10 protein-coding genes and 2 riboswitches are annotated in these 13,335 nt (G+C 68.2%); of the genes, 7 read left to right on the top strand and 3 right to left on the bottom strand.

Translation table 11 applies throughout. The features are described from left to right. The first annotated feature begins 332 nt into the window (after nt 1–332). Complete coding sequence (locus AC1DS6_RS09240) at nt 333–1,484, top strand: ABC transporter substrate-binding protein (protein WP_441634520.1); 1,152 nt, start codon at nt 333–335, stop codon at nt 1,482–1,484. 28 nt (nt 1,485–1,512) lie between these two features. Here AC1DS6_RS09240 and AC1DS6_RS09235 read toward each other — a convergent pair whose 3' ends face one another. Beyond that, the gene (locus tag AC1DS6_RS09235; protein WP_477102464.1) at nt 1,513–2,676 is read right to left on the bottom strand and encodes an ATP-binding protein; all 1,164 of its coding nucleotides are present in this window, start codon (nt 2,674–2,676) and stop codon (nt 1,513–1,515) included. Then, nucleotides 2,648–3,379, bottom strand: a complete 732-nt coding sequence (locus tag AC1DS6_RS09230) for a response regulator (RefSeq protein ID WP_441634524.1) — start codon at nt 3,377–3,379, stop codon at nt 2,648–2,650. Before AC1DS6_RS09230 ends, AC1DS6_RS09235 begins: the two co-directional genes overlap by 29 nt. Before the next feature lie 397 nt (nt 3,380–3,776). On the opposite strand from AC1DS6_RS09230, the gene AC1DS6_RS09225 reads away from it, so the two are divergent. Continuing rightward, a complete protein-coding gene (locus AC1DS6_RS09225; RefSeq protein ID WP_477102463.1) occupies nt 3,777–4,409 on the top strand; it encodes a hypothetical protein in 633 nt (210 codons plus the stop codon). Then, the gene (locus AC1DS6_RS09220) at nt 4,399–5,100 is read left to right on the top strand and encodes an intradiol ring-cleavage dioxygenase (RefSeq protein ID WP_441632271.1); all 702 of its coding nucleotides are present in this window, start codon (nt 4,399–4,401) and stop codon (nt 5,098–5,100) included. Before AC1DS6_RS09225 ends, AC1DS6_RS09220 begins: the two co-directional genes overlap by 11 nt. Nucleotides 5,101–5,348: 248 nt before the next feature. On the opposite strand, the gene AC1DS6_RS09215 is transcribed toward AC1DS6_RS09220, so the two are convergent. After that, nucleotides 5,349–7,442, bottom strand: coding sequence for a UvrD-helicase domain-containing protein (locus AC1DS6_RS09215; protein ID WP_441632269.1), 2,094 nt, complete (start codon nt 7,440–7,442; stop codon nt 5,349–5,351). A gap of 223 nt (nt 7,443–7,665) precedes the next feature. Next, nucleotides 7,666–7,753: riboswitch (glycine riboswitch) on the top strand. A gap of 21 nt (nt 7,754–7,774) precedes the next feature. Then, nucleotides 7,775–7,914, top strand: a riboswitch (glycine riboswitch). Nucleotides 7,915–8,013: 99 nt separating this feature from the next. Between AC1DS6_RS09215 and gcvT the strand changes: the two genes are divergently transcribed. From gcvT to AC1DS6_RS09195, 4 genes are all read left to right on the top strand, one after another. Next, on the top strand, nt 8,014–9,141 hold the full coding sequence (gene gcvT, locus AC1DS6_RS09210) for a glycine cleavage system aminomethyltransferase GcvT (RefSeq protein WP_441632267.1): 1,128 nt from the start codon (nt 8,014–8,016) through the stop codon (nt 9,139–9,141). A gap of 110 nt (nt 9,142–9,251) precedes the next feature. Then, the gene (gcvH, locus tag AC1DS6_RS09205; protein ID WP_035873078.1) at nt 9,252–9,632 is read left to right on the top strand and encodes a glycine cleavage system protein GcvH; all 381 of its coding nucleotides are present in this window, start codon (nt 9,252–9,254) and stop codon (nt 9,630–9,632) included. A 101-nt stretch (nt 9,633–9,733) separates the two neighbouring features. Further along, nucleotides 9,734–12,655: an aminomethyl-transferring glycine dehydrogenase gene (gene gcvP, locus AC1DS6_RS09200; protein WP_441632265.1), complete on the top strand. Its 2,922-nt coding sequence runs from the start codon at nt 9,734–9,736 to the stop codon at nt 12,653–12,655. A gap of 111 nt (nt 12,656–12,766) precedes the next feature. Further along, complete coding sequence (locus AC1DS6_RS09195; RefSeq protein WP_441632263.1) at nt 12,767–13,309, top strand: DUF421 domain-containing protein; 543 nt, start codon at nt 12,767–12,769, stop codon at nt 13,307–13,309. The last annotated feature ends 26 nt before the right edge of the window (nt 13,310–13,335 follow it).

Genomic DNA, 13,335 nt, shown 5'->3' with positions numbered 1-13,335 from the left:
CAGTTGCTTGCTCTTGCAGGCGGCGCCGCAATTGCCGGAGCAGGTGTTCGGCGGACTGGCAATGGAAACGGGGACGGATGCGGTGGCGCGGGCGAGATCAGCCATGGGGCGGCCTTCGTGGTGGATTGGATGGCTCATCGTAGTGGGGGCCGCTCCTGCGCGCGTTGACCGGCGTCAAGTCGTGGCCCATGGCACCAGGGCCCTTGGCCGGCCACCAGCGGCCAGGCCGTCACCAGCGTGCGCCGCGTCATGCTAGCGTCACCTGGACCGGATAGGCTGCCCCGCGCTTGCCGGCTTTCCATCCACCAGCTCAATCCGTCCCTTCGGCCCCCATGCACGCTTCTCCCCTGATTGCGCAGGCGCATTGCGCGCCACAAATGCCGCGCCGCCGCCTGCTGGCCGCCCTCGGCAGCGCTCTGCTGGCGCCCGCCACGTTACTGGCGCAGTCACCCCCGCGACGCCCGCTGGTGATTGGCCACCTGGTGGATCGCGGCGGCGCGCAGGCCGATCTCGCGCGCGACTACCTGGCCGGCGCCAAGGTCATGTTCGACGCGGCCAACGCCGGCGCGCGCGAGCCGCGCGTGGTGCACGTGGTGCGGGAAGTCGAAACCGATCCGCGTGCGGCCACCGCGCAGGCGCTGTCGCTGGTCGACGGCGAGCGCGCCGAACTCCTGTTCGGTCCCAGCGACGCCTTGTTGCCGGTGCTGGCCGCCTCTCCCGAGCTGGCCCGGCGCGGCGTGCAGATCGTCGCGCCCTTATCGGGGCTGTCGCTCGCGGCCGATCATGTCTGGTACACGCGGGCCGACTACCGCGCCGAACTGGATGCGGCGATTCACCAGTTGCGCAGCTACGGGCTCAAGCAGCTGGTGTTGGCCGTGGCGCCGGATTTCGCTGCAGGAAGCCTGGCCGCAGGCACGCCGTGGCGGCGCCGGCTGGAGCAGGAGCCGGGCCTGCAAGCGCTGACGCTGGAAGCCGGCAAGGGCAGCGACAGCGGCGCGGCGGCGTCGCGCATCGCCGCGGCGCGCCCGGCGGCGGTGATCATGGCCGGCGACACGCTGGCCTACGGCAATCTCGGCCGTGCGCTGGCCGCGCGGGGGTGGTACGGCTTCCTAGTGGGCTTGTCCGCGGTCAACCCGCTGGCGGCGCGCGAGATCCTCGGCGCCGGCTATAACGGCGGCATCGTGCTGACGCAGATTGCGCCGGGTCCGCAGGACCTGACCCTGCGCGTGGTCAAGGAGCACGTGGGCCGGATGAAGCAGTTCCTGGACGAGCCCGCTTCACCCGCCACGCTGGCTGGCTACATCGGCGCGGCCTGGCTGGTGCGGGCTGCGTTGTCCGCGCCGCGCGCCGCCACGCCGGCCGACCTGCGGCGTGCCCTGCAGGCCCGCGTCGATGTGGGCGATTTCGTGCTGGATTTCACGCACGGATCGCGCGGCTCTCAATACGTGCAGCTCGCGGCGATGGGCAGCGGAACGGCCCGCTGAATGGTAGCGGCCGCGCACTAGCTGCCGCTCAGGCTCGCGGCAGCACGATCCGCACGCGCAGCCCGCCCTCCGGCCGGTTGGCCAGGCTCAGTTCGCCACCGTGGCGCGAGACGATATCCGCGGCGATCGACAGGCCCATGCCGACCCCGCCGGTGGCGCGGTTGCGCGAGGATTCGAGCCGGTAGAACGGCTCCAGCACGCGCGCCATTTCTTCCGGCGGAATGCCGGGGCCGTCGTCGCAGACGTCGATGACCACGCGCTCGGCGCTGTCGGCCAGCGCGATGCGCGCGCTGCCGCCGTAGCGGTGCGCGTTTTCCACCAGGTTGACCACGGCCCGGCGCAATTCGGCGGGATAGGCCAGCAAAGGCTCGGCGCCGCCGGACAGGCTGACGTCCTGTCCAATCTCCGTGGCGTCGTCCACCACCGCCTGCAACAGGGCATGCACATCCACCCGCTGGCGCGGCGCGGCGGCGCCGTCGCGCTCGCGCAGGTAATACAGCGTGGCATCGATCAGCCCGTTCATCTCGGCGAGGTCCTGGCGCAGGCGATAGCGCACCTGATTGTCGTCGACCCCTTCGATACGCAGGCTCATGCGTGTCAGCGGCGTGCGCAGGTCGTGGGACACCGCGGCCAGGAAACGCGATTGCTGCGCCAGCTGGGTGCGGATGCGCTGCTGCATATGGTTGAAGGCCTTGGCGGCGTCGCGGGCCTCGGCCGGGCCGCTGTCCTCATCCAGCGGCGGCGCGTGCACGTCCTGGGCCAGCCGGCCGGCGCTGCTGGCAAGGCGCTGGACGGGCCTGGCCAGCAGGCGCGCTCCCACCCACGACGCAGCCACGATGGCCGCAAGCTGGAACAGCAGCCCCAGCCGGGGCGGGCCAAAGCCACGGCTGCCGCGCGGCCGGCGTGGCGGCGGCGGACCGCCTTCGCTGCTGCCCGTGCCCGCTTCGGCGCCGGACGGGGGGACTCCCCCGCGGCCCGGTTCGCCCGGCGGTGGGGGCGGAGGCTCGTCGCCGGGGACGAAAGTGAATCCGCTGTGCCCGGGGTGAGGAAAGATGCTCTCGATGACCGTGACGCCGAGCAGGTGCACGGCCAGCATGATCGCCGCCATCACCAGGAACAGGCGGATGAACATGGAGTCATGGCGGGCCACCCAGGCCGGGCGCTCAGCCTTCGGCGGTGCCGGTAAAGACATAGCCTTCGCCTCGGACGGTACGGATCAGCGCCGGGTCGCGCGGGTCGTCGCGCAGCTTCTGGCGCAGGCGCGAGACCAGCAGGTCGATGCTGCGGTCGAAGACATCAAGATCGCGGCCACGCGCCTGGTTGATCAGCAGTTCGCGGTCGAGCACGCGGTTCGGGTGTTCGATAAAGGCCAGCAGCAGGCGGAACTCGGCATTGGACAAGGGCACCACGGTGTCCTCGCCGTCCACCAGTTGCCGCAGCGTGGTATTGAGGCGCCAGTGGCCGAAACGCAGCTCATGGCCGCCCACCGCCGGGGGGCGTTTCACGCCGCCGCCACGGCTGCGGCGCAGTACGGTGTGGATGCGCGCCACCAGTTCGCGCATCTCGAAGGGCTTGGTGACGTAGTCGTCGGCGCCCACTTCCAGCCCGACCACGCGGTCGGCCAGTTCGGTGCGCGCGGTGAGCATGATTACCGGCAAGTCGCCGCGCTCGCGGATTTCGCGGCAAAGCGCCAGGCCGTTTTCGCCGGGCAGGGAGAGGTCGAGCACCACCAGGTCGTAGTCGCGCACGGCCAGCGCGGCGCGCATGGCGGCACCACCCTCCGCGCCATCGGCTTCGATGCCGAAGGTGGCCAGGTACTCGGCCAGCATGGAGCGGATCTGCGGATCGTCGTCGACGATCAGCAAGTGCAAGGGCGTAGCGGGGGAAAGATCCATCGGGTTTCGCAGGAGGCTATTGCGGCGGTTTGCAGCGGAGTTCGCGGCAGGTTTGCGTCGAATCGGGGGGGAACCGGGCTCGGCCGGGCAGCGGCCGCCGCCAGGGATTCACTCTACCAGCCCGGCGTTGCGCCCTGATAGGCGCGTTGTGGCCGCTTTGTATCAGGCACGATACAAAGCCCGCCGCCCGGCGGCCCGCTTTGTACGGCATTGCTTCGGCGCGCTGACCAAGCGCTCAAGCAAACGGGGGCCTGGCTTTTTAAGATGGCATGTCGCCAACCCGCCGCTTTGCACCCGGCAGACCCGCACCGGCGGCCCGGCGCCCCGCTATGCTTGAGCCATCCGCATGGTATCGGCAGCCCGGACCTCTCCCCGCAAGACTTCCACGGAGATTCCCATGACCCAGCCACAAGCCTCGTTACCCCGCTTGTTACCCTCGATCCGTGCCCTGCTATCGCTTGCCGCGCTGTGCGCGGCGTGCGCGCTGGCCTTGCCTGCCCATGCGCTGCAGACCGGCGCGCCGGCCACGGCCGGGCCTGGCCGGCCAGGCCCGGCCGACTCGCTGCGTGACGCGCTGGCACTCACGCCGGCGCAGACAGCCCTCTGGCAAGCCGCCCGCGCCGCCGCGCGCGAGGCGCATGCGCATGCACTGGAACTGCGGGCGCGCTTTATCCGCGAGGAGGGACAGTCCGATGCCACCGGCACGGCCAATGCGCCGGAGCCGTCGCTGCGCGCCCGGGCGGCGCGCGAAGACCACCTGCACGACGCGCTCGACAAGGACCGCCGCGCCGTGCGCGACCGCTGGATCGCCTTTGACGAAAGCCTGGATGCCGGCCAGCGCAAACGCCTGCGCGCCATGCCGGAAGCGGGCCGCTGGCCGGGGCCGGGCGGGATGCCTGGCCTCTTCGCCGGCGGCGCGATGCCCCCGCATGGGCCCGCGCCCATGCCCTGCGCCTTCGGCGCGGACGGCCCGGGCAACGTACCCGGTGCTGCGGGACCTCACCGACAAGGAGCACACGATGCGCAGTAAGCTTGACTCCCCCGGCAGCCGCCGCCGCTTTCTCGGCGGTGTGCTGGGCGGCTCGCTCGGCGCGGGCCTGATCGGGCTGGCGGGCGATACCGCCGCGCAGTCCGCGCCGGCCGCCTGCCTGCTTACGCCGACACTGACCGAGGGCCCTTTCTATATTGACCAGGCGCTGATGCGCAGCGATATCCGCGATGGCCGGCCCGGCCAGTTGCTTCGACTGCGGCTGGTCGTGGTGGATACCGACCGCGGCTGCGCGCCGGTGGCCGGCGCGCTGGCCAGCATCTGGCACTGCGATGCCGGCGGCAGCTATAGCGGCTATGACCAGGCCGGCATGCACGCCGCGCCCACCAGTGCCGCTCGCTTCCTGCGGGGCGTGCAACCCACCGGAGCCGATGGCAGCGCGCAGTTCCTGACGATCTACCCCGGCTGGTACGCGTCGCGCGCGGTGCATATCCATCTGAAGATTCATGTCGGCAAGGAGGAAGTGCTGACCTCCCAGATGTTCTTTGACGAGGCGCTGAACCGCGAAGTGCTTCTCGGCCACCCCGCTTATCGCGCTCGCGGCGCCTCGCCGTACCGGAACAGCCAGGACCCGATTGCCGGCGCGCATCCCGGCCTGGTGCGGGTGCGCCGCTTGCAGGATGCGGCCGGCACGCTGGAGGGCGAGTTCACGATCGGTATCGCGCGAACCTGAGGCAGCCCCCGCTCCTGCCCATCAAAAAAACGCCCCCGGACACTAGAGTACGGAGGCGCGTAACAGGGAAGAAGTCGGGCATCACGGCCCGGCCACCCCGCTCCGAAGGGACGAAGCAGTGCGGCGCCCGGACCAGAACGACAGCCCAGGCACGATCCATGGTAATGAGGCATCAGGCCGGGGTCTTGTCCCGCTTGTAGGGCAATGTATCGGCAGTGTAGGTTCGGGCTTTGTACGTCCGGCGTCGGCTACGCCGCGGTCTTGCCGGGCGTGCCCAGCAAGGCCTTGAGTCCGGCCAGGCGGTCTTTCGGACTCATGGCCGGGGTCTCGTCCTTGATCTCCGGCGCTTCCTCTAGCTTCATCTCGCCGATAAACCGCGAGGGCTGGCATGAGTAGGTGTCGCGCGCGCGCTTGCGCTTCTTGCACCAGCTGATATGCAGGCTGCGCTGGGCGCGGGTGATGCCCACATACATCAGGCGGCGCTCTTCCTCGATTTTCTCGTCGGTCATGTCCTCGTCTTCGCGGCAGTGCGGCAGGATGCCCTCTTCCACGCCGACCAGGAACACGTGCGGATACTCCAGTCCCTTGGAGGCGTGCAGCGTGGACAGGCGCACGGCGTCGGGATCTTCCTCGCGGCCTTCAAGCATGCTCATCAGCGCCACCGTCTGCGTCAGCTCCAGCAAGTTCTTGCCTTCGTCGCCAAAGCCGTCGGCGGTGTCGAAGCCAGTGGCTTCGCCTTCACCCGTGGCCTCGGGCTTGGTGCCCTTGCGCTTGAGCCAGTCGAGGAATTCCAGCGTGTTGGTCCAGCGCGACTGCGCCTGGCGTTCGTCGAACATGTCGTAGAGGTAGGCTTCGTAGTGGATGCCTTCCATCAGGTCGTCCAGCACTTCGGTGGCGGGGTCGCTGGCCGCGCGCCCGGCCAGCCGCACCATCGCCTCGCAGAACACGCGCAGCGGCTCCATCTGGCGCGGCTGCAGCTTGCCCTCGATGCCGCCCATCATGGCCGCCTCGAACAGCGAGACCTTGGCCTGCCCGGCGAAGGTGCCCAGCACTTCCAGCGTGGTGTTGCCCACGCCACGTTTGGGCGTGGTGATGGCGCGGATGAAGGCGGGATCGTCGTCCGGGTTGGCGATCAGGCGCAGGTAGGCGCAAATGTCCTTGATCTCGGCCTTGTCGAAGAAGCTCTGCCCGCCCGACAGCACATAGGGAATGCGCTCGCGGCGCAAGATCTGCTCGAACAGGCGTGCCTGGTGGTTGCCGCGGTACAGGATGGCGTAGTCGCGGAACTGCGCGCGCCGCTCGAACTTGTGCGCCGACAGGCGGAACACCACGGATTCCGCCTCGTGCTCCTCATCGTTCATCGGGTTGATGGCGATGGGGTCGCCCATGCCGTGCTCGCTCCACAACTTCTTGTCGAACAGCTTGGGATTGTTGGAGATGACCGCGTTGGCCGCTTCCAGGATGCGCACGGTGGAGCGGTAGTTCTGCTCCAGCTTGACCACCTTGAGGTCGGGAAAATCGGTCTGCAGCAACTTCAGGTTGTCCAGCGTGGCGCCGCGCCAGCCATAGATGGCCTGGTCGTCGTCGCCCACCGCCGTAAAGGCCGGGGCGCGCAGGTGCGAGCCGCCGGCGAGTTGCTTGAGCAACTGGTACTGGCAGGCGTTGGTGTCCTGGTATTCGTCCACCAGGAAGTAGCGCAGCCGGTTCTGCCAGCGCAGGCGCACCTCTTCGTTGCGCGCGAACAGCTCGGCCGGCAGGCGGATCAGGTCGTCGAAATCCACTGCCTGGTAGGCATGCAGCGTGGCCACATAGTTGCGGTAGATCAGCGCCGCCTGGTGATCGTCGGGGTTTTCGGCCTGGGCGATGGCCGTCTCGGGATCGACCATGCCGTTCTTCCACAGCGAGATGGTGCTCTGCACGCTGCGGATCAGCTTCTTGTCGGTGCTGGCAAGCTGCTCCTGCACCATGCCGAAGCAATCGTCCGAATCCATGATGGAGAACCGCGGCTTCAGGCCTACGTGCTCCGCCTCGGCGCGCAGGATCTGCACGCCCAGCGAGTGGAAGGTGCTGACGGTGATCTGCTTGATCGGAATCCGCTTGCCCTCGCGCGTGGTCTTGCCTTCCATCAGCTTGGCGATACGCTCCTGCATCTCCTTGGCGGCCTTGTTGGTAAAGGTCACCGCGGCGATGTGCTTGGGCTGGAAGCCCTTGTCCTCGATCAGGTGGGCGATCTTCTGCGTGATCACCCGGGTCTTGCCCGAACCGGCGCCGGCCAGGACCAGGCAGGGGCCATCGAGGTAGCGAACGGCTTCGGATTGGGCAGGATTAAGTCCGTGGGTCATGCGAGGGCTGGTGGTGAGGCTGGGTGGCGGGATGTCCGGCAAGGGCGGGCGCGAGGCTCCGCGCGGCACATGGGCAGCACATGCGCGGCCACGGGTGAAGCCTGCGGCACAGGAAAAGCCATCGGAGCCGCAGATGTTAACATGCCCGCGGGCCGCCCCGTCCTCCCGGCCAGCCCGGCAATCGCCCGCGTTGACAAGCCCCCGAGGCTGGCTGTAGAGTCGCGCCATCCGACCGGGAGAGCGCGCAGATCTTGCGCCGCCGAAGGGGTATCACCCGAAAACTCTCAGGCACCATGGACTGGTCGGATCGGCTTGCAACATGCACACGATGCACGCCGTACTCTGGAGAGCGGCACCCGCCATTGCTGAATCAATGGTGAGCGTGCCCACCGAAGGGGCGCGCAAGGCCTGGGTCCTGGTTTAGCCGGGGCCGCCTTGTAATCTCTCAGGTATCGAGGACAGAGGGGTCATCCGCCGCAGCGGATTTGGCAGCGCTATTGCGCGCCGAATCCTGCGGCGGATGGCCCTTTTTTCGTTTTCGAACCGAGATTAGCCTTCCCCCGAGGATTCCATGACGCTCCAGGCCACGCCCCTCAACGCTATCCACCGCGCCCTCGGCGCCCGCATGGTCGACTTCGGCGGCTGGGACATGCCGGTCAACTACGGCTCCCAGATCGAGGAACACCACGCCGTGCGCACGGACGCCGGCATGTTCGACGTCTCCCACATGTGCGTGGTCGATCTCAATGGCGAGCATGTGCGTGCCTTCCTGCGCGGCCTGCTGGCCAACAATGTGGACAAGCTGCAAACGCCGGGCAAGGCGCTGTACTCCTGCATGCTCGACGAAAAGGGCGGCGTCATCGACGACCTGATCGTCTACTACTTCGCCGAGGATCACTTCCGCCTGGTGGTGAACGCCGGCACCGCCAACGCAGATATCAAATGGATCGCCGCACGCAACGCGGCCACCAATAGCGGCGTGAGCATCACGCCGCGCCGCCACGACAACGCGCCCGGCGGCGTGGACCCGCTGGCCATCGTCGCGGTGCAGGGCCCGAACGCCCGCGCCAAGGTGTGGAGCGCCTTTCCCTCGACGCAACCCAGCGAATCCCTGAAGCCGTTCAACGCCGTGGTGGTGCAGGATCCGGCGCTCGGCGAAGTCATGGTGGCGCGCACCGGCTATACCGGCGAAGACGGTTTCGAACTGGTGGTACCGGCCGAGAACGTGGCCGGCCTGTGGGAAAAGCTGATCGCCGCCGGCGTGCGCCCGGCCGGCCTGGGCGCGCGCGACACGCTGCGCCTGGAAGCCGGCATGAACCTGTACGGCCAGGACATGGATATCCACACCTCGCCGCTCAATGCGGGCCTGGCCTGGACCGTGGACCTGCAAAGCGAACGCGACTTCACCGGCAAGGCGGCACTGGTCGCCGGTGGCCAGACCCAGCAGTTCGTCGGGCTGATCCTGCGCGAAAAAGGCGGCGTGCTGCGCGCCCACCAGAAGGTGATCACCCCCGCCGGCGACGGCGAGATCACCAGCGGCACCTTCAGCCCCTCGCTGTCCCAATCCATCGCTTTTGCCCGCCTGCCTCGCGACGTTGCCATCGGCGCCGAGGTGCAGGTCGAGATCCGCGACCGCAAACTCGCCGCGACTGTGGTTAAACTGCCGTTTGTGCGTAATGGCAAGGCACTCGTGAGCTGAACGCTCGCACCCGGTCACAGCGCGCCCGCCGGCGGGTACCCATCGATCATCGTGTATCGGAACCTCCGCCCGGCTGGCGCTGAATAACAAATTGAATCTGGAGCAATCCCATGAATTTCCCCGCCGACCTGAAATACACCGAGTCCCATGAATGGGTGCGCGTCGAAGCCGACGGCACGCTGACCATCGGCATCACCGACCACGCGCAGGACGCGCTGGGCGACATCGTCTTCCTGGAACTGCCGGAAGTGGGCAAGTCGGTCGGTGCCGGCGACGCGCTGGCCGTGGTGGAATCGGTCAAGGCCGCGTCCGACATCTACGCCCCGGTGGCCGGCGAAGTGATCGCCGTCAACGATGCCGCCGCCGCCGCGCCCGAGAGCGTCAATGCCGACGCCTTCGACGCCTGGCTGTTCAAGCTCAAGCCGGCCAACAGCGACGACGTGAACGGCCTGATGTCGGCCGACGCCTACAAGGCCAACGTCGGCGCCTGATGCCAGATCGTCATTCCCGCGCCACGGGAATGACGGACAAAGACTGCCGCGACGCGGACCGGGCCGACCACCCGCCGCACCGCTCCCACGAGATTCTTGCCATGAACGCCCCCCTGCCCATGACTGCCGCCCAAGTTGCCCGGCCCACGCTGGCCGAACTGGAGGCGCGCGACGCCTTCGCCTCCCGCCATATCGGCCCCGATGCCGCCGAGCAACAGCACATGCTCAAGGTGCTCGGCTATGACAACCGCGCCGCGCTGATCGACGCCGTCATCCCCGCCGCCATCCGCCGCCGCGACGGCATGCCGCTGGGCGAGTTCACCGAGCCGCTGACCGAGGAAGCAGCGCTTGCCAGGCTGCGCGGGCTGGCGAACAAGAACAAAGTACTCAAGAGCTTTATCGGCCAGGGTTACTACAACACCCTGACGCCGGGCGTGATCCTGCGCAATATCTTCGAGAACCCGGCCTGGTACACCGCCTACACGCCCTACCAGCCCGAGATCTCGCAAGGCCGCCTGGAAGCCATGCTGAACTTCCAGCAGATGGTGACCGACCTGACCGGGCTGGACATCGCCAACGCGTCCATGCTGGACGAAGGCACCGCGGCCGCCGAGGCCATGACCCTGCTGCAGCGCGTCAACAAGCACGCTTCCAATACCTTCTACGTGGCCGACGACGTGCTGCCGCAAACGCTGGAAGTGGTACGTACCCGCGCCCTGCCGCTGGGCATCGAGGTCAAGGTCGGCCCCGCTTCGGAAGCCGCCGGCGCCCATGCCTTCGGGGTACTGCTGCAGTACCCCGGCGTCAATGGCGATGTCGCCGACTACCGCGCCATCGCCGATGCCGTGCACGCCGCCGGCGGCCTGGTGGTGGCTGCCGCCGACCTGCTGGCGCTGACCCTGATCGCCGCGCCCGGCGAATGGGGCGCCGACGTGGCGGTGGGCAACTCGCAGCGCTTTGGCGTGCCGCTCGGTTTCGGCGGCCCGCACGCCGGCTACATGGCGGTCAAGGATGCCTTCAAGCGCTCCATGCCCGGCCGCCTGGTGGGCGTGACCATCGACGCGCAAGGCAACAAGGCCTATCGCCTGGCCCTGCAGACGCGCGAGCAGCATATCCGCCGCGAGAAGGCCACCTCGAACATCTGCACGGCGCAGGTCCTGCTGGCCGTGATGGCCTCGATGTACGCCGTGTACCACGGCCCGCAAGGCCTCAAGCGCATCGCGCAGCGCGTGCACCGCCTGACCGCCACGCTGGCCGGCGGCCTGCAGCAGCTCGGCTATGCGCGCACCAACGCCGACTATTTCGACACGCTGACCCTGGAAACCGGTTTCAACACCGAAGCCCTGCACGCATCGGCAACCGCCCGCGGCATCAACCTGCGCCACGCCGGCGCCACCCGCATCGGTATCTCGCTGGACGAAACCACCTCGCGTGAAGACGTCGTCACCCTGCTGGAAATCTTCGCCCACGGCAAGCCGGTGCCCGATTTCGACGCGCTGGAAGCCGCCGCGCAGGACGCCTACCCGGCCGGCCTGGCGCGCCAGAGCGCCTACCTGACCCATCCGGTGTTCAACACGCATCACGCCGAGCACGAGATGCTGCGCTACCTGCGCATGCTGGCCGACAAGGACCTGGCGCTGGACCGCACCATGATCCCGCTGGGCTCGTGCACCATGAAGCTCAACGCCACCAGCGAGATGATCCCGGTGACGTGGCCCGAGTTCAGCAAGGTGCACCCGTTCGCGCCGCTGGACCAGACGGTCGGCTACCGCGAGATGATCGACCAGCTCGAAGCCATGCTGTGCGCCGCGACCGGCTACGCCGCGGTGAGCCTGCAGCCCAACGCCGGCTCGCAAGGGGAATACGCCGGCCTGCTGATCATTCACGCCTATCACGCCAGCCGTGGCGAAAGCCATCGCGACATCTGCCTGATCCCCTCCTCCGCCCACGGCACCAACCCGGCCTCGGCGCAGATGGCCGGCATGAAGGTGGTGGTGGTGGCCTGTGACGAGAACGGCAACGTCGACCTGGAAGACCTGGCGAAGAAGGCGGAACAGCACAGCAAGAACCTCGCCGCCATCATGATCACCTACCCGTCCACGCATGGCGTGTTCGAGCAGGGCGTGCAGCAGATCTGCGATATCGTGCACAAGCACGGCGGCCAGGTCTACGTGGACGGCGCCAATATGAACGCCATGGTCGGCACCGCCGCGCCGGGCCAGTTCGGCGGCGACGTGTCCCACCTGAACCTGCACAAGACCTTTTGCATCCCCCACGGCGGCGGCGGCCCGGGCGTTGGCCCGGTGGCGGTCGGCGCGCACCTGGCGGACTTCCTGCCCAACCAGGACAGCGTGGGCTATCGCCGCGACGACCAGGGCATCGGCGGTGTTTCCGCCGCGCCGTTCGGCTCGGCCAGCATCCTGCCAATCTCGTGGATGTACATCGCCATGATGGGCTCGGCCGGCCTGACCGCCGCCACGGAGAACGCCATCCTGGCCGCCAACTACGTGGCCCGCCGCCTGTCCCCGCACTTCCCCGTGCTCTATACCGGCCAGCACGGCCTGGTGGCGCACGAGTGCATCCTGGATCTGCGCCCGCTGCAGAAGAGCACCGGCATCTCCAACGAGGACGTGGCCAAGCGCCTGATGGACTACGGGTTCCACGCCCCGACCATGAGCTTCCCCGTACCGGGCACGCTGATGATCGAGCCGACCGAAAGCGAAGCCCTGCACGAGCTGGACCGCTTTATCGACGCCATGATCGCCATCCGCGCCGAGATCGGCCGTGTGGAGGACGGCAGCTTCGACCGCGAGGACAACCCGCTGAAGAACGCGCCGCACACCGCCGCCGTGATCACCGCCGATGCGTGGGAGCACAAGTACACGCGCCAGGAAGCCGCCTACCCGGTGGCCGCGCTGCGCACGCAGAAGTACTGGCCGCCGGTCGGCCGTGCCGACAACGTGTACGGCGACCGCAACCTGTTCTGCGCGTGTGTGCCGATGAGCGAGTACGCTGAGGAGTAAGCTGGTGGATGCCGGGGTTGCGGCCGTCGCGGCAACCCCGGCACTTCGCCAGCGCGCTATGCTCGGTGTGGATGCGCGGCCACCCGGCCGTGCCCGGCAAACGGAGCACGCATGTGGAATCTCAGCGCCCCATGGTGGGAATTCGTCCTGCGCGGACTGATCGTCTACGGCAGCCTGCTGGTGTTGCTGCGGCTTTCCGGCAAGCGCCAGATCGGCCAGCTCACGCCGTTTGACCTGGTGCTGCTGCTGGTCCTGTCCAACGCGGTGCAGAACGCCATGAACGCGGGAGACAACTCGGTCACCGCCGGCCTGATCCTGGCCGTGACGCTGATCGCGGCCAATCTCGGGCTGGCCTGGCTAAGCTGGCGCAGCCGGCGCTTCGAGGATGTGGTCGAAGGGCGCCCCGAGATACTGATCCACGAAGGCAAGGTGTTTCCCGACGTGATGAAACGCGCCTTCATTACGCGAGACGACCTGCACAAGGCGCTGCGCCATGCCGGCTGCGAGCGCGTGAGCGATGTGCATTTCGCCATCCTCGAAAACGACGGCACCATCAGCGTGATGGCGAAGAAAGACGCCCCACCCACCCCCCAGGACGCTGCCACCTCGCTGTGGCGCGCCCCCGATAACGACATCGGCAACTCGTCGGTCTGAGACCGGCGCGTAGCCAACCAGGAGCC

It is taken from the genome of Cupriavidus sp. 05L310 (assembly GCF_056398185.1).
This window is presented reverse-complemented; position numbering and strand designations above follow the sequence as displayed.